Annotated in this window: 13 protein-coding genes; 11 read left to right on the forward strand and 2 right to left on the reverse strand. The window is 53.7% G+C overall.

Annotated elements, in window-relative coordinates:
- Window positions 1–3: 3 nt before the first annotated feature.
- The 4 genes from prpC to prpD are packed head-to-tail and all read left to right on the forward strand — an operon-like array spanning window position 4 to window position 6421.
- Window positions 4–1134 carry a bifunctional 2-methylcitrate synthase/citrate synthase gene (gene prpC, locus J3362_RS05440; protein ID WP_349518466.1) on the forward strand — a complete coding sequence of 377 codons (1131 nt, stop codon included), beginning with the start codon at window positions 4–6 and terminating at the stop codon, window positions 1132–1134.
- Window positions 1131–3728, forward strand: coding sequence for a Fe/S-dependent 2-methylisocitrate dehydratase AcnD (acnD, locus tag J3362_RS05445; RefSeq protein WP_349518467.1), 2598 nt, complete (start codon window positions 1131–1133; stop codon window positions 3726–3728). The genes prpC and acnD overlap by 4 nt, the downstream gene beginning before the upstream one ends.
- A complete protein-coding gene (prpF, locus tag J3362_RS05450) occupies window positions 3725–4903 on the forward strand; it encodes a 2-methylaconitate cis-trans isomerase PrpF (protein WP_349518468.1) in 1179 nt (392 codons plus the stop codon). The genes acnD and prpF overlap by 4 nt, the downstream gene beginning before the upstream one ends.
- Before the next feature lie 33 nt (window positions 4904–4936).
- Window positions 4937–6421 carry a 2-methylcitrate dehydratase gene (gene prpD, locus J3362_RS05455; RefSeq protein ID WP_349518470.1) on the forward strand — a complete coding sequence of 495 codons (1485 nt, stop codon included), beginning with the start codon at window positions 4937–4939 and terminating at the stop codon, window positions 6419–6421.
- Window positions 6422–6450: 29 nt separating this feature from the next.
- Here the strand turns inward: prpD and J3362_RS05460 are convergent, their stop codons facing one another.
- Both J3362_RS05460 and J3362_RS05465 read right to left on the reverse strand, forming a co-directional pair.
- Window positions 6451–7500 carry an ExeA family protein gene (locus J3362_RS05460; RefSeq protein ID WP_349518471.1) on the reverse strand — a complete coding sequence of 350 codons (1050 nt, stop codon included), beginning with the start codon at window positions 7498–7500 and terminating at the stop codon, window positions 6451–6453.
- A 23-nt stretch (window positions 7501–7523) separates the two neighbouring features.
- Window positions 7524–8432, reverse strand: a complete 909-nt coding sequence (locus J3362_RS05465) for an XrtA system polysaccharide deacetylase (protein WP_349518472.1) — start codon at window positions 8430–8432, stop codon at window positions 7524–7526.
- A gap of 264 nt (window positions 8433–8696) precedes the next feature.
- Between J3362_RS05465 and J3362_RS05470 the strand changes: the two genes are divergently transcribed.
- Genes J3362_RS05470 through J3362_RS05500 form a run of 7 tightly spaced genes read left to right on the forward strand, consistent with a single transcriptional unit; the run spans window position 8697 to window position 16728 of the window.
- The gene (locus tag J3362_RS05470) at window positions 8697–10103 is read left to right on the forward strand and encodes a TIGR03013 family XrtA/PEP-CTERM system glycosyltransferase (protein WP_349518473.1); all 1407 of its coding nucleotides are present in this window, start codon (window positions 8697–8699) and stop codon (window positions 10101–10103) included.
- Between the two features lie 36 nt (window positions 10104–10139).
- The gene (locus tag J3362_RS05475; protein ID WP_349518475.1) at window positions 10140–10778 is read left to right on the forward strand and encodes an XrtA/PEP-CTERM system exopolysaccharide export protein; all 639 of its coding nucleotides are present in this window, start codon (window positions 10140–10142) and stop codon (window positions 10776–10778) included.
- Complete coding sequence (locus J3362_RS05480; protein ID WP_349518477.1) at window positions 10779–12359, forward strand: XrtA system polysaccharide chain length determinant; 1581 nt, start codon at window positions 10779–10781, stop codon at window positions 12357–12359.
- The gene (locus tag J3362_RS05485; RefSeq protein ID WP_349518478.1) at window positions 12349–13227 is read left to right on the forward strand and encodes a P-loop NTPase family protein; all 879 of its coding nucleotides are present in this window, start codon (window positions 12349–12351) and stop codon (window positions 13225–13227) included. Before J3362_RS05480 ends, J3362_RS05485 begins: the two co-directional genes overlap by 11 nt.
- A gap of 26 nt (window positions 13228–13253) precedes the next feature.
- Entirely contained in the window at window positions 13254–14582 is a 1329-nt protein-coding gene (locus J3362_RS05490) for a hypothetical protein (protein ID WP_349518480.1), read from the forward strand.
- 29 nt (window positions 14583–14611) lie between these two features.
- Window positions 14612–15610 (forward strand): polysaccharide deacetylase family protein, encoded by a 999-nt coding sequence (locus J3362_RS05495; RefSeq protein WP_349518481.1) that lies wholly within the window; start codon window positions 14612–14614, stop codon window positions 15608–15610.
- Window positions 15604–16728: a GNAT family N-acetyltransferase gene (locus J3362_RS05500; RefSeq protein ID WP_349518483.1), complete on the forward strand. Its 1125-nt coding sequence runs from the start codon at window positions 15604–15606 to the stop codon at window positions 16726–16728. Before J3362_RS05495 ends, J3362_RS05500 begins: the two co-directional genes overlap by 7 nt.

Genomic DNA, 16728 nt, shown 5'->3' on the forward strand with positions numbered 1-16728 from the left:
ACAATGGCTGAAGCAAAAAAACTGAGCGGCGCAGGCCTCCGTGGCCAGGTAGCTGGCGAAACGGCTCTGTGCACCGTCGGCAAAAGCGGCGCAGGGCTGACGTACCGTGGCTATGACATCGCGGATCTGGCTGAAAAAGCCCAGTTTGAAGAAATCGCCTATCTGCTGCTGCGCGGCAAATTGCCGAACCGTGAGGAACTGGATGCCTACAAGAAAAAGCTCCAGAGCCTCCGTGGCCTGCCGGCTGCCCTGAAAACCGTGCTCGAGCAGATTCCCAAAGACGCGCATCCGATGGATGTGATGCGCACCGGCTGCTCCATGCTGGGCAACCTGGAAACCGAGCAGGATTTCAGCGAGCAGGACGACAAGATCGACCGCATGCTGGCGGTGTTCCCGTCCATCATCACCTACTGGTACCGCTTCGCCCACGAGGGCGTTCGGCTCGAAACCGAAAGCGACGTGGACTCTATCGGCGGTCATTTCCTGGAGCTGCTGCACGGCAAGAAGCCCAGCGAACTGCATGAGAAGGTGATGAACGTCTCCCTGATTCTCTATGCGGAGCACGAATTCAACGCATCCACCTTCACTGCCCGCGTCTGTGCGTCCACCCTGTCTGACATCCACAGCTGCGTTACCGGAGCCATTGGCACCCTGCGAGGACCTCTGCACGGTGGTGCAAACGAAGCCGCTATGGAGCTGATCCAGCGTTTCCAGACTCCAGAGGAAGCTGAATCAGGCCTGCTGGGCATGCTCGAGCGCAAGGAAAAGATCATGGGCTTCGGTCACGCGATCTACAAAGAATCCGACCCGCGCAACGCCATTATCAAACAGTGGTCTAAAAAGCTTGCGGAGGAAGTGGGCGATACCGTGCTGTATCCGGTATCCGAGCGCTGTGAGGAAGTCATGTGGCGCGAGAAGAAACTGTTCTGTAACGCGGACTTCTTCCACGCCTCTGCCTATCACTTCATGGGCATCCCGACCGAGCTCTTCACCCCGATCTTCGTGATGTCTCGCGTATCCGGCTGGACCGCCCACGTGAAAGAGCAGCGCGAGAACAACCGCATCATCCGCCCAAGCGCCGATTACACAGGCCCGGCGGATGCCAAGTGGGTTCCGATTGAGGAGCGGCCATGAACACTGAATACCGCAAGAATCTGCCAGGTACCGACCTGGACTATTTCGATACTCGCGAGGCCGTGGAAGACATCCAGGCCGGCGCGTACGACAAGCTCCCGTACACCTCCAAGATCCTGGCTGAGCAACTGGTTCGCCGGTGCGATTCCGAGGTGCTGACGGATTCCCTGAAACAGCTGATCGAACGCAAGCGCGACCTGGACTTCCCCTGGTATCCGGCCCGCGTGGTGTGCCACGACATTCTCGGTCAGACCGCGCTGGTGGATCTGGCCGGCCTGCGTGACGCCATTGCCGAGAAGGGCGGTGACCCCGCCAAGGTGAACCCGGTAGTGCCCACTCAGTTGATCGTCGATCACTCCCTGGCCGTGGAGCACGCTGGTTTCGAGAAGGACGCGTTCGAGAAGAACCGCCAGATTGAAGACCGCCGAAACGATGACCGGTTCCACTTCATCAACTGGACCAAGACCGCGTTTAAAAACGTGGACGTGATCCCTCCCGGCAACGGCATCATGCACCAGATCAACCTGGAGAAGATGTCTCCCGTGGTTCAGAATCGCGATGGCGTAGCCTTCCCGGATACCTGCGTCGGCACTGACAGCCACACCCCGATGGTTGATGCCCTGGGTGTTATTTCCGTGGGTGTGGGTGGTTTGGAAGCCGAGAGCGTTATGCTGGGGCGCGCTTCCATGATGCGCCTGCCGGATATCGTTGGTGTAGAGCTGACTGGCAAACTGCAGCCGGGCATCACCAGTACCGATATGGTCCTCGCCATCACTGAATTCTTGCGTAAGGAAAGAGTGGTAGGCGCTTACCTGGAGTTCTATGGCGAAGGCGCAGACAGCCTCAGCGTGGGCGACCGTGCCACCATCTCCAACATGACTCCGGAGTATGGCGCCACCGCCGCGATGTTTTACATCGACGGCCAGACCATCGACTACCTGAAACTGACCGGTCGTGAAGACGATCAGGTTGCTCTGGTAGAGAAATTCGCCAAGGAAACCGGCCTCTGGGCGGACAGCATGAAAAACGCCGAGTACGAGCGTGTGCTGAAGTTCGATCTGTCCAAAGTGGCCCGCACGCTGGCTGGCCCCTCCAACCCCCATGCGCACCTGCCCACCTCCGAGCTGGCAGAGCGCGGCATTGCCGGTGAATGGGAGCAGGAAGAAGGCAAAATGCCGGATGGCGCGTGCATCATCGCCGCCATCACCAGCTGCACCAACACCAGTAACCCCCGCAACATGGTGGCTGCCGGCCTGATTGCTCGCAACGCCAACAAACTGGGCCTGACCCGAAAGCCCTGGGTGAAAACCTCCCTGGCACCGGGCTCCAAAACCGTCAAGATGTACCTGGAAGAAGCCAAACTGCTGCCCGAGTTGGAACAACTCGGCTTCGGTGTGGTGGCTTTTGCCTGCACCACCTGTAACGGCATGAGCGGCGCCCTGGATCCGAAAATCGCCCAGGAAATCATGGATCGCGATCTGTTCTCCACAGCCGTGCTTTCCGGTAACCGGAACTTCGACGGTCGGATTCACCCTTACGCCAAACAGGCGTTCCTGGCATCTCCGCCGCTGGTTGTGGCCTATGCCATTGCTGGCACCATCCGCTTCGACATCGAAAAAGATGCCCTCGGTTACGACCAGGACGGTAACCCCGTCACCCTGAAGGACATCTGGCCGGACGACGCAGAAATCGATGCCATCGTGAAATCCAGCGTGAAGCCGGAACAGTTCCGCAGCACCTACATTCCGATGTTCGACATCACCCGGGATGCCCAGGCCAACACCAACCCGCTGTATGAGTGGCGTCCGCAGAGCACCTACATCCGCCGTCCGCCGTACTGGGAAGGTGGCATGGTGGGTGAGAAAACCCTGAAGGGTATGCGTCCGCTGGCGGTGTTGCCGGACAACATCACCACCGACCATCTGTCGCCCTCAAACGCGATCATGATGAACAGTGCCGCTGGTGAGTACCTGCACAAGATGGGTGTGCCGGAGGAAGACTTTAACTCCTACGCCACCCACCGTGGCGACCACCTGACCGCCCAGCGCGCTACGTTTGCCAACCCCAAACTGTTCAACGAAATGGTCCGGGACGAAAACGACAACGTGAAGCAGGGCTCCCTCGCCCGCATCGAGCCCGAAGGCAAGGTTGTCCGCATGTGGGAAGCCATCGAAACCTACATGGACCGCAAGCAGCCGCTGATCATCATCGCCGGTGCCGACTACGGACAGGGCTCCTCCCGCGACTGGGCCGCCAAGGGAGTGGCACTGGCAGGCGTAGAAGCCATCGTGGCCGAAGGCTTCGAACGGATTCACCGCACCAACCTGATCGGCATGGGCGTGATGCCCCTGCAGTTCGAGGAAGGCACAACCCGCAAGACCCTGGGCATCGACGGCACCGAAACCTACGACGTGGAGGGCACCCCTGCGCCTCGCGCAGAGCTCACGCTGGTCATTCATCGGAAGAACGGCAGCACCGAGCGCATTCCGGTCGTCTGCCGCCTGGACACCGCTGAAGAAGTGTCTATCTACAGCGCTGGTGGGGTGTTGCAGCGGTTTGCGGAGGATTTCCTGCAATCGGAAGGTGCGGCATGACACACAAGCCACAAATAAAAATCCCCGCCACGTACATGCGTGGCGGCACCAGCAAAGGCGTGTTCTTCCGGCTGAAGGATTTGCCGGAAGCCTGCCAGAGCCCGGGCGAAGCCCGGGACAAATTGTTGTTGCGGGTGATCGGCAGCCCCGACCCCTACCAGAAGCAAATCGACGGCATGGGCGGCGCTACCTCCAGCACCAGCAAGACTGTGATCCTGGCAGAACCCACCCAGCCGGATCACGACGTCGACTACCTGTTCGGCCAGGTCTCCATCGACAAGCCCTTTGTGGACTGGAGCGGTAACTGCGGCAACCTCACCGCCGCCGTAGGCGCTTTCGCCATCAACAGCGGCTTTGTGGCCAAAGACCGTATTCCGGAAAATGGCACCTGCACCGTGCGCATCTGGCAGGCCAACATCAAGAAAACAATCGTTGCCCACGTGCCCATCACCAACGGTGAAGTGCAGGAAACCGGCGATTTTGAGCTCGACGGCGTGACCTTCCCGGCCGCCGAAGTTCAGGTGGAATTCATGGACCCGGCTGATGGCGAAGGCTCCATGTTCCCCACCGGCAATCTGGTGGATGACCTTGAAGTGCCGGGCGTAGGCACCCTGAAGGCCACCATGATAAACGCCGGTATCCCCACCATCTTCGTCAACGCCGAGGACATCGGGTACAAAGGCACCGAGCTGCAGGACGACATCAACTCCGATCCAAAAGCCCTGGCCAGATTCGAAACCATCCGGGCCCACGGCGCAGTGAAAATGGGGCTGATCCAGAACATCGAAGAAGCGGCCAATCGCCAGCACACCCCGAAAGTGGCCTTCGTGGCCAAACCGTCTGAATACGTGTCCTCCAGCGGCAAGAACATCGGCGCAGGGGATGTGGATGTTCTGGTCCGAGCGCTGTCCATGGGCAAGCTCCACCATGCCATGATGGGCACGGCGGCGGTGGCCATTGCCACGGCATCGGCGGTTCCCGGAACCCTCGTGAACCTCGCCGCTGGAGGCGGTGATCGTACCCATGTGACCTTTGGCCACCCATCCGGCACCTTGCGTGTGGGGGCAGAGGCGAAGGAAGTGGATGGTCAGTGGACTGCGACCAAAGCCATTATGAGCCGGAGTGCGCGGGTTTTGATGGAAGGTTGGGTGAGGGTGCCTGGCGATAGCTTCTGACGGAATCTATAGTGGGGGCAAGGAGGCTCCCCTATGTCTGCAACATTTGATCTTAACGAACGTCCCGACTACGACGAAGTCTTGCAGAAAATCGCGGACTACGTCCTTACCTATGAAATAACCAGCAAAGAAGCCTGGAACACCGCCCGCTACTGCTTGATGGACACTCTAGGGTGCGGTCTTTTGGCTCTGCGCTTCCCGGAGTGCACGAAACACCTTGGCCCCATTGTTGAGGGGACCATGGTGCCCCATGGTGCCCGGGTGCCCGGAACGTCTTTCCGGCTTGATCCGGTGAAGGCAGCCTGGGATATCGGTTGTATCGTTCGTTGGCTGGATTACAACGACACCTGGTTGGCTGCGGAGTGGGGGCACCCCTCCGATAATCTCGGTGCCATACTGGGTGTCGCGGACCATCTCTCCCAGAAACGGATTGCCGAAGGCAAAGAACCCTTAACCATGCGAACCGTTCTGGAGGCCATGATTATGGCCCATGAAATTCAGGGCATTCTGGCACTGGAGAACTCATTTAACAGGGTGGGGCTGGATCATGTGGTTCTCGTGAAGGTCGCCTCCACAGCCGTTACCGCAAAACTGATGGGAGCGGACCGCGAACAAATGTTGTCGGCTCTGTCGCACGCATTGGTAGATGGCCAGTCACTCAGAACCTATCGCCACGCCCCGAACGCCGGCTCACGAAAATCATGGGCAGCAGGCGATGCAACAGCCCGAGCCGTGCGACTGGCTGACATCGCCATGCGGGGTGAGATGGGCATTCCAAGTGTACTCACTGCTCCGCAGTGGGGCTTCTACGATGTGCTGTTCAGTAAAACCAACAAAGACCAGAAGCTCAAACCGGAAGGAAAACGTGAATTCTCACTACCACAGGAGTTCGCTTCCTACGTGATGGAGAACGTCCTGTTCAAAATCTCCTTTCCGGCAGAATTCCATGCTCAGACGGCAGCTGAAGCGGCCGTCATCCTGCATCCGCAGGTTAAACATCGGCTGAATGAGATAAATAAGATCGTGATCACCACTCATGAATCTGCGATCCGAATCATTTCCAAGGTTGGGAAGTTGGCAAACGCCGCAGATCGGGATCATTGCCTGCAATATATGGCTGCCGTGCCACTTGCCTTTGGTACCCTTACCGCGGAGCATTACGAAGACAGTTTCCATCGTGCTAACCCAATAATTGATGAACTTCGGGATAAAATGGAAGTAGTTGAGGATGAGAGGTATACCCGGGAATATCTGGAACCGGAAAAACGCTCCATCGCTAATGCGATTCAGGTGTTTTTCAATGATGGTTCGAATACGGACAAGGTTGCGGTCGAGTATCCGATAGGTCATCGTCGTCGTCGGAAGGAGGGTATGCCGCTTCTGGAAGAAAAGTTCCGCTCCAATCTCGGGACGCGACTTCCGTCAAAACGCTGTGATACTGTCTTCAAGTTTTGCAAGGATCAAAAAAAACTGGAAAACACACCTGTTCATGAGTTCATGAATTTACTGTTGATTTAACGGTCCCCGGGGCGGATTACGACAAATTTCTATTTTCGCCCCGGAGCCAGCGGCTTCACATTGCTTGAGGGACTGTAGCGGTCCTCATTGTCCTTTGGGTCTGACGTCATCTGCGAAAGCCTTCTGTCTATACTCTCGAGGGCTTCAGCGATTCTCAACAGTGCCTGAGATGAATCAGCTTCTGCCTCGTTTTGATGCGGCGGACGCTGCCGAGCCTCCACCATGTCCTTCTTAGGGCGCTGACGACTTGGCTTTTGGTCAGCTGACTCGTCGGTATCGTCCTCACCAAGTAGGTCCTTCCGAATACCTTTCAGGTCGAAAGGATCTATGAACGGCCGATCTTCCGAGTAAGCGCACATCATCATTCCGTCACAGAGCTTATTAATCAGTCTGGGAATGCCATGGCTGAGCTTGTGAATCTCACGAACTGTGTCGTCATCAAATAGCTTGTTACCGCCGTGCCCCGAAACAAGAAGTCGGTAATCAATGTACTCTGCCGTTTCTGCAGCTGTCAGCCCTTCTAGGTGAAAGAACAGTTTTACACGCTGAGAGAGCTGCGGTATCGCAGACACTGCAGTCTTTAGCTCTGGCTGCCCAAGAAGGATTACACGCATTGAAGGTCCGCCCATACTTTCCATGCCGGTCAACATTCGAATGTCTTCAAGGTTTTCTCGGGTCAGGTTCTGAGCTTCATCAATCGTCAAAACTACGGGCGTTCCTGCGGCCGCCATTCGTTCAAGGTACTCCGTGATCTGAAAGAGCATGGCGACCTTGCTGTCATCCTCCACTTTCAAGCCTGCCTTGCGAAGGATTAATCCAAACAGATCTTTCGACTCAAGATTGGTGTAGGAAATATTGAGTAGCTTCAGGTCGCCCTCAAGGTTTCTGATAGTTTTCTTGAGCAAGGTAGTTTTTCCGGAGCCTATCTCGCCACTAATTACGACAAAACCTTCCGAGCTCCAGATGGCCGAAGACATATAGACATATGCACGGGAATGCTGCTGACTCATGTAAATGAAATCATCTTCCGGTGTAATCCGAAAGGGGTGCCTGTGCAGTCCAAAAAATTCAAGATACATTGTTAACAACGTCCTTTGCCCGGCTAGGCCAGGCGCACCATTTGGGAGTTTCGAGTCAGAGTTTCGTCAGGATCGTAAGCATTGTAACTTTCACTGACCGTGCCAAACCTGAAGTCCTGTAGGAGCTTTTCCAGGCGACCATAGCAATGGTCAAGGTTGGTGTAGTGCCTGAACCTTGAGAGCCAGCTGGCATTGTTGTATCGCGGTTGGTCGGGATCTATCTCCCAAGGATGCAGGTAAAACATCTGCGGGCGCGTTCCGAAGCCGGATGCGTTACGGAACAGATATCGGAACAAAGGATAGGGAAATTGCCTGAAGTAACCTCCGCCCGCAGCGGGAACTGAGAGACCAAATACCTTTGCCGTGGTCAGTGGGAACTCCCTGATAACATTGCCACTCTCAGTTTGAATCGTATACGGCGCTTTTGGCGAATCTGGAATTCCATAACGATCATGGCGGATCGGAAAAATGCTCGAGTCCCAATTGAAGCCGGCCTCGCAGAGAATGTCGAGCGCCCAGAGTGACGCCCTCGTGATCGAGTAACTGGCCGCTCGATAGCCGTGAATGGGTTTGCCGGTAATGTCTTCGAGGAGTTTTTTGGACCGGATGGTTTCCTCCCGGAAAACTTCCCGGGATTGGTTGTAGATCAACTGGTGGCTATATCCGTGTGAGGCAATCTCATGACCGTGGTCAGACAGTTTTCTGATCAGGTCTGGAAAGCGGTCTGCAACCCAGCCAAGAACAAAAAATGTCGACTTGACGTCATACTGATTGAACAGGTCTAACAGCCTTTCCGTATTTTGGACAACTCGACTGGGGAGGGCATCCCACTGGCTCGGTTTTATTACGTGAGAGAGAGCAGCAACGTGAAAGTAATCTTCCACATCAATACTCATTGCGTGAAGCGGTGATCTTGCGTCCGGGCGTGGCATGGGTACTCCTTCCCAACTAACACCAATAATTTGATTTTCTCCCAGATAGTTGCCGATTACAATCAGTCTTCACTCGGAAGTTCTGGGCAACATAAAACAATGTAAAAGGATGTTACATAAAGATACAATCTGTTGAGATTGCGTTGTGTTCAGCGCAGAATGCCTTTTGAGAGGTCGTGGCTGGTAGCAAAGGGTAGAAAGCTGCCAGGGTAATTTGATGTTAGTCTGTCGCTGATTGTCGAACAGACGACAAGGAAGTTCAGCGTGTCGTACATACGGTTTCGCAAGCATTACATACACATACCGCACTTGGTGCTCGGCATTCTGGAGTTCGTCGTCCTTTTTGCCGTGTTCTCTTTGCTGACCCTGATCCTTTCATTTGTCGGGGTCGATCATGCACCGCTCCACACCGACATCTTGTCCGCTTTTCTGTTTGCACTTGTCCTAAGTTGCGGAACGCTGGCCATGGGTGGATACCTGGTTATGGTGCAGGAAAGTATCTCTTCTCTCTTTTTTAGAACCTTGGTTGCCTACTGTTTTGTGGGGGGCATCGGGCTGACCATTCTCTATGTCATGGTTCCTTCTGCGGATCCTGGAAGCTCCAACCTTTTTTGGGCTGTAATGCTGGCTTCGCTAGTCGTTGTTCTCATGAGACTGATCTTCCTCAGGATCGTGGACTCCAAGCAACTCGTGCGCCGGGTTGTGATTTTGGGTGCTGGTGATTTCGCTGGCAGTTTGCTGGCGGAGTACGAACAGAATATGCGTGCGCTGGGAGTCCGCATAGTAGGGTGTATTTCCGATAGCCCCGAGCCGACCGTGGCAAAAGAGAAACTTCTTTGCACGCCGTACGATTTCTATGAATTCTGTCGTAAGAATCGAATCTCGGAAATAGTCGTCGCTCAGCAAGAGCGCCGCAAAGCTGAGGGAGGTTGGCTGCCTGTGCCAGATTTAATGGAATGTAAGCTGCGCGGAGTTGAAGTGACAAGCGCTCTGGACTTTTACGAGCGGGAACTAAAGAAAGCAAAGCTCGCTATGGTGCACCCATCTTGGATTGTGTTTTCTGAAGGCTTTAAGGCGTCTAAGAGCAGAGCCTTTGCCAAGCGCTCCCTGGACCTCGCTATTAGCCTGACCTTGCTGGTAGTTATGTTGCCCTTCATTGTCCTAACAGCACTGGCGGTCTTTCTGGAAACTGGAAAGCCGATTCTCTATAGCCAGAAACGTGTCGGCATGCTTGGCCGCGAGTTCAGGATCTACAAATTCCGTAGTATGCGGCAAGATGCTGAAAAAGACGGCAAAGCTCAGTGGGCATCGGCTAACGATAGCAGGGTGACCAAAGTTGGCGCTTTTATTCGAAATACTCGTCTTGATGAACTTCCTCAAATCTACAATGTTCTCAAAGGGGAGATGAGCATCGTTGGTCCCCGCCCTGAGCGCCCGGAATTTGTTTCTGAATTGAAAGAGAAAATTCCGTTTTACGACACGAGGCATTACGTCAAGCCTGGATTAATGGGCTGGGCGCAACTTAAATACCCCTACGGCGCATCTATTGAGGACGCAAAAGGCAAACTTGAGTACGACTTATACTATTCTAAGAATCATAGCCTGATGATGGACATCTTGATCATGATACAGACCGTTGAGGTCGTGCTGCTTGGCAAGGGTGTTCGCTAGACGCTGTCAAGAATAAACTGGATCTGGAGAAAGCTCATGGGAAACGCGCAGTTGTTTAAGGGAGTCCTCGTTGTCGCTTTGGTTTCGTTTTTAGCGGCCTGCTCAGGGCTTCCGTCCACGAAGTCAATGCCTACCGCCACCGATGCCCAATCTGAGCCCTATGAAATAGGTGTAGGAGATACAGTTTCGGTTCATGTATGGCGTAACCCCGAACTCTCACAAACCATCGTCGTCCGCCCTGATGGGAATATTTCGATGCCGTTGACTGGCGATGTCATTGCAGAGGGCAAACGTCCCGAGGAGCTGGCCTCAGAGATCCGAGTGGCGTTGAGCGAACTAGTGCGCAGCCCTGAAGTGACCGTCATGGTGGTTAATCCCGCCAGCAAGGAGTATCGCAACAGGGTCAGGATTACCGGCCAGGTGGAAGCGCCCCAGTCGGTTGCGTTTCAGCCGGGCATGACGGTCTTGGATTTGGTTCTTTTGGCAGGCGGATTGACAGACTTCGCCGCTGACGGTCGGGCGACGCTGAACCGACAAGTAGATGGCGAGTATAAGACCTTTGGCCTTGATCTCGGTGAACTAATTTCCGAAGGGAATATGGACTTCAATCATGTCCTCCAGCCAGGAGACGTGATCAGTGTTCCCAGAAAACAGATCTTCAGAGGTGAGCTATAAATGGATCTGCAGTTTATCCTCGACACCCTTCGAGCAATAAAGCGAGAGTTGTACCGATATCGGGTGTCGGCAGCTATCGTTTTTATGCTGGCAACTGCCGGTGTATTGGGTTGGGGATATGTAACTCCAAAGACCTACACGTCAGAGGCTTTGCTTTACGCCGATCAATCGAACATCCTCGAGCCACTTCTTCGCGGGCAGGCCGAAGTCACTCAGATTGATCGTATTAACGAAGCGCGCGAGTTAGTTGAGAGTCGCTCATTCCTCGAACAAATAGCGCTCGATAGCAAGCTTATTACTGGGGTAGAGGCCGACCAGGAAAAGAATGTCGCTATATCGAGTCTGCGCAAGCAGATCTCTCTTAGGGTGTCCAATCGAAATTTTCTTGAGCTTTCCTATTCGAGCAAGGACCCAAATCAGTCTTTTACCGTTCTGAGTTCCGTACTCGACAGGTTTATTGAGCGCACGATTAACAAAAAGCAGGGCGAGAGTCAGGCGGCCTTCGAATTTATTGATTCGCAGGTCAAATCCTACCAGCGCCAACTCGAAGAGGCTGAACAGAAACTAAAAGTCTTTAAATCGAATAATCAGGATGGTACTGAAGGTAACGTGCGTGGCCGCATTGAAAACCTCCGAGCTGAAATAGAAAATCTCAAACTTCAGATTCAGCAGACCGAATCAGAAGTTCGACTTACCCAGCAGCAGCTATCTCAAGAGGAACCAGTTCGCCGGGTTACAGTTGATCCGGGACGATCCGCTGCCGAAAGACGGCTGGTGGCATTAAGACAGGAGTTGGATGAGTTGCTCCTGCGCTACCATGAGCGCCATCCGGATGTGGTGAGTGTCAAAGGGCAGATTGAAGACCTTGAACAACAGGTTTCAACCCAGAGTGATGATTCACGCGAAGGCAGTGTAACCGAAGTGCTCGAGAATCCCGTCTATGAGAACCTCAAGATGCGATTGTCTGAAGGCCGGACCAGCCTTGAGGTTCAAAGAAATCGTCTGGCCTCTCTGGAGCGCCTGCTTGAGGAAGCCTTCGCCCGGGCTGAGCGTGTTGCGGAGAATCAGGCGCAGCTATCTGAACTGACTCGTGATTACGACGTAACGCGTGGTGTATATGAAGACATGCTTCAACGGCGGGAGCGCGCTCGGCTCTCGATGACTCTGGATGTCCAGGGTGAAGGCGTGAGTTATAAAATTCAGGAACCTGCAACATTTCCAACCCAATGGGACGGGCTTCAGCTCTATCAGATTGGGCTAGCCGGACCATTCCTGGGTAGTGCTTTGGTGCTTGGGCTCATAACAGCACTCGTCATGTTTGATCAACGAATTCGTTCCCCTCGGGAACTTCATCTGGCGCTCCCCGAGTCGATTCCGGTTATCGGCACGATTCCCCACTATCGGAGTACCTGGAAAGATAGGCTTTTGCGAAAGGACGTCCTACTACTGCTAAGTGTCCTGGGTGTTTTTATTGCAGCATATCTCGCCGTTCTGATTTTCAGTGTGATGGGTATCAGCCCGGAGCGGTTAATGTCTAAATTGGCAGAGATATTTGGTGCGGGAGTAGGGAATGGACGATAATAAACTCTACAACGCACTTCTCAAAAGCCAGCAAAAGCGCAAAGAGGGCAATTACAGCGACGGCGAAGCTAATCCGGATGATCAATTCAGGAAGGAACGCCCATTTGCGGGCGAGCGCCTACAACCGCCTAACTGGACACATGTCGAGACGGAAACCGATGGATATCCGCCATCTGTCTACGACTCATCTGTATCATTGGGGCTGATATCCAATCCCCGGCCCTGGACGAAGGCAGAGCTGCGGGCTCGCAAGATCGTATTTCCCGGGATGGCAGATAAAGCCGTTCTGGATGCTTATCGCGAGATACGTATTCAATTGCGCAACAACGCCCGCAACAAGTCTAGCTTTTCAGTTCTTTATTCTTGCCTTGGCAAGTCAGAGTGCCCTGTAAGAACAGCCTTTAACATGGCTGCAGCGTTTGCTTCAGATTCTGGTACTTCCGCGCTGTTGGTTGATTGTGACCCTCACAACAGTGGCTTGTCGGAGTTGGTTTCCGTGCCGATGGGTGAAGGGGTGACGGACTATATTCTCGACCCGAAGTTGCCAATCAAGAAGATTATCTATCCAAGTGGCGTAGACAGACTCAGTGTTATTCCAGCAGGGAACCACCCGGCTTCAGCTGTGGAGCTCTTTTCCTCAAGAAGGATGCGAGATCTCATCGAAGAACTCGAAGGGCGTTATCCGGATCGCTGCATCATTATTAACTCGCCACCATTCCGGGAGAGTACGGAAGCCAGGATTCTTGAAAGGTTCTCCAATCAGGTGATACTCGGGGTACCGTTCGGTCGTTTAACAGAAGATGAAATTCTGGAGTCGGTGGAATCTTTCGATGCCAGCAAATTTTCCGGCTTGGTCTTTCAGGAATGAAACTATCTACGGTCAGTGGTGGAATCATGGAACGCTTCACTAGGGTCTTGGCATTTCTTGCTCTGATGATGCCTCTCGGTCAGGCCTGTGCTCAGGCCTTTGATGAGAATCTGGCCCGTTTTGAGGGAGAGGCGTCTGTCTTCACCGCGTTGACTCAGAATCGCGTTGATACGGCTGCGGGCACGGACGCAGAGACGGAAGGTCGGCTTGGATTGGAAGGCAGCGTTGCTGGGGAGTGGCTTAGTGGGGGGAACAGCGTTTTGCTGGATTACGCGGCTCAGGTTGAGACGTCGCGAAATTCAGACGTCGGTAGCGGCGGTGACAACAGTACAATAACCGGTTTGTCACGATTCGCACATGCCGACCCATCAAACCCTTTCGAGTTCAATTTAGGTCACACCGTTCGAACAGTACGAAACAACACGGGCTTTGTGATCGACCCGAAAAACTACGATACCCAGAATATTGTAAACGCGGGGGCGGGTTTGAGATTGAACCCGGGCGCTTTGACCACGGTCAGAGTCTCGGCAGACGCAGCTCGGGCTTATGGCGATTCAGAAGAAGGTGATACGGACTCCTACACGGCCAGGGTCAATCTTGAGAGAAGGCTATCCCAAAGGTCCTTCGGGCTTGTGAATGGCAGCCGGAGTTGGTCCGACGAAGGTGCCACAGAAGTGACGATTGATGCCTATCAAGTGGGGTATCGCTCCGTTGACGACTTTGGAGCTTTTTCCATCGGCGGTGGTGTCAGTGAAGCTGAGACCGAGTTTCCTTCAGGACTTGTCACAAAAAGCGACGGCGTAACCGCTTTCCTGACAAAAGATTGGGTGACGACAGATTGGACGACATCTTTTTCCTACAATCGCACGCTGTCGGATAGTGCCATCGATCTCGTGTTGAATCCGGAAACACCAGATGACTTTTCAGAGAACGTTCGGCTGAATGAAGTGGTGTTGTCTGATCGATTCGATTTACGCCACACCCGTCGAACCCTGTGCGATGTTTGTGATTTTTCGATTCGGGTATCCGTAGAAATTCGCGAGTCCCAGGAAAGCGGCGAAACGACCCATGAGCTCGGCGCCGGATGGGACCTGGGGATTCAAATTACGAATCTACAACGCCTTGAGTTTCGTTATCTGTGGCAAGCAGAAACTGAGGAAAACGCCTCGGAAGTACAGGACCAGGTGCACCGATTCAACTCGCGTTGGGTTCGCCAGCTCGCTGAGTTCACGTCATTTGCAGTGGAATTCAATCAAGCCTATTTGGCAAGTAAGCAACAGCGTCCGGACGAAGAGGAGTATGAGCTCAGGCTGGTCTTATCTCATGGATTTTCGCTTATTGGCCAGGGCCGTTAATCAGGCACCTGTTGTCAGGAAAGGATTCGATGTTCAAAGACTGCAAGGAAATCAAATTGCCGGCGGATTCTCCACCCTATCTGGTCGTGGTCGTCGACGCTGAAGAAGAGTTTGACTGGAGTGCGGCACCGGATTCTCGAGAGAATTCCGTGTCCGCCATGGAGTACATTGGCAGGGCCCAGGCGATTTTTAGAGAATACGGAATAACGCCGTGTTATGTAATAGATTATCCAGTTGCAAGTCAAAAGGAAGGGTTCGGCCTTCTCAAACAGTACTACGACCGCGGTGAGTGTGATATCGGGGCTCAGTTGCATCCGTGGGTGAACCCGCCATTCAAGGAAACGCTGACCCGATCCAATATGTTTCCGGGAAATCTGCCCAGAGAGCTGGAGAAAGAAAAGCTTAGGAATCTCAGGGATCGGATCGCCGAATCCTTCGGATTTCAGCCTACTATCTATAAAGCTGGCCGTTACGGCTTTGGGGTGAATACCCAAGAGATCCTTGCTGAACTGGGGTTCACTATAGACCTTTCGGTTTGTCCTCCTATGGACGGCAGTGAGGATGGTGGCCCCGACTATTCGCGCTTTGGCCCAAATCCTTTCTGGTTCGGTGACGCAGACCGGCGGCTACTGGAAATTCCCTGTACCGGTGCATTTTTGGGGTGGGCTGCCTTGTTTGGCAGACCTCTGCATCATGCCGCGTGGTCGTTGCGACAGTTCCGGTTGCCCGGGGTGCTGGCTCGTTTGGGGGCGGTTGATCGTTTAATGCTTTCGCCCGAGGGCTACTCGTCAGACGAACATTTAAGGCTTACCAAATCCTTGTTCGAACGCGGTACCAGAGTTTTCACCTGGAGCTTTCACAGTCCCAGTGTGGTCCCGGGCAATACTACCTATGTTCGAAACGAGGCCCAATTGCGGGAGTTTTTGCAGCGCTTCCGGCGCTTCTTTGATTTTTTCTTCAACGAAATGGGTGGCAAAGCGCTTTCGCCGACGCAATTGCGATTGCTGGTGGAGCAGGCTGAATGCTAGCCGAGAAGATTTCCGTTGAAATAAAGACAGTCACTTTCTCCCAGTCGAATATCGAGGCGCTGGAAGAAAGGTGGCAGAGGCTGTATGCGCATTCAGACGCCTGCTTTTTTCTATCATGGCGCTGGATAGGGAACTGGCTAACAACTTACAAACCAGAACTTCTCATCCTCGAAGCAGTGAGATCTGATCACTTGATTGGCCTTGGATTGCTGTCGATCACGGAAGAGCGTCGGCATGGATTTGTGGTTTCTAATTGCATGAGGCTTCATCAAACCGGGCAGCCATATGAAGATCAAATCTGGATAGAGTACAACGATTTTTTGATAAAACGGGGCGAGGAACAGGCGGTGAGCAAAGCCTTTCTGGATGCCCTCAAAAGGAATGAAGTCCAATGGGACGAGCTCATTGTGAGTGGAATGGATGTTGCTAGAGCCTCCGAATTATCAAGGGATAGTGGTATGCATGCTTTGATTCGGTGGCAAACGCCCTGTGTGGGTGTCGACCTGGACGGAGTCCGAAGTTCAGCATCCAGCTTCTTGCGGGCGCTGTCTTCCAATGCTCGCTATCAGATAAAGAGGTCCATTCGTTTGTATTCAGAGTTCGGAGATCTGGCGGTTCACCGTCCAGTGAGTGTCTCAGAAGCAATAGATTGGTTCGATGGATTCGGTGAGCAGCATATTAACAAATGGGGGAGACTGCCGGGACAAAGTGGGTATGCCAACCGTGAGTTTGTTCGTTTTCACCATGGTTTGATTCGAGCCGGGTGGGAAAAAGGCGAGGTGGATATCGCCGTTGTGAAGGCCGGAGACGAGCTACTAGCGGGTTTCTATAACTTCATCCAGGGAAAGCGAGTTTACTTCTATCTGGGAGTAACCATCGAAACCGATGATAACCGCCTCAAGCCGGGGCTGGTGGGGCACTCCATGATGATCCAGGAGTATCTCGATAAAGGCCAGGATTTCTATGACTTTATGGGTGGCGAAGATCGCTACAAAAAGAGTCTCGGACGAGAACATGGACGTATCGTAAAAATGGTGTTGCAACGTCCGCGGGTTAGCCTCTATGTCGAGAACGCGCTACGGTCGGCTCGCAACCTTTTGTCTCGTGGAGTTCAATAA

Source organism: Marinobacter sp. NFXS11 (genome assembly GCF_040148675.1).
Lineage (GTDB): Bacteria > Pseudomonadota > Gammaproteobacteria > Pseudomonadales > Oleiphilaceae > Marinobacter.

Bases quoted from the DNA above. Each gene is read 5' to 3' on its own strand.
- prpC (WP_349518466.1), top strand. From the start codon at position 4: ATGGCTGAAGCAAAAAAACTGAGCGGCGCAGGCCTCCGTGGCCAGGTA.
- acnD (WP_349518467.1), top strand. From the start codon at position 1,131: ATGAACACTGAATACCGCAAGAATCTGCCAGGTACCGACCTGGACTAT.
- prpF (WP_349518468.1), top strand. From the start codon at position 3,725: ATGACACACAAGCCACAAATAAAAATCCCCGCCACGTACATGCGTGGC.
- prpD (WP_349518470.1), top strand. From the start codon at position 4,937: ATGTCTGCAACATTTGATCTTAACGAACGTCCCGACTACGACGAAGTC.
- J3362_RS05460 (WP_349518471.1), bottom strand. From the start codon at position 7,500: ATGTATCTTGAATTTTTTGGACTGCACAGGCACCCCTTTCGGATTACA.
- J3362_RS05465 (WP_349518472.1), bottom strand. From the start codon at position 8,432: ATGCCACGCCCGGACGCAAGATCACCGCTTCACGCAATGAGTATTGAT.
- J3362_RS05475 (WP_349518475.1), top strand. From the start codon at position 10,140: ATGGGAAACGCGCAGTTGTTTAAGGGAGTCCTCGTTGTCGCTTTGGTT.
- J3362_RS05480 (WP_349518477.1), top strand. From the start codon at position 10,779: ATGGATCTGCAGTTTATCCTCGACACCCTTCGAGCAATAAAGCGAGAG.
- J3362_RS05485 (WP_349518478.1), top strand. From the start codon at position 12,349: ATGGACGATAATAAACTCTACAACGCACTTCTCAAAAGCCAGCAAAAG.
- J3362_RS05490 (WP_349518480.1), top strand. From the start codon at position 13,254: ATGGAACGCTTCACTAGGGTCTTGGCATTTCTTGCTCTGATGATGCCT.
- J3362_RS05495 (WP_349518481.1), top strand. From the start codon at position 14,612: ATGTTCAAAGACTGCAAGGAAATCAAATTGCCGGCGGATTCTCCACCC.
- J3362_RS05500 (WP_349518483.1), top strand. From the start codon at position 15,604: ATGCTAGCCGAGAAGATTTCCGTTGAAATAAAGACAGTCACTTTCTCC.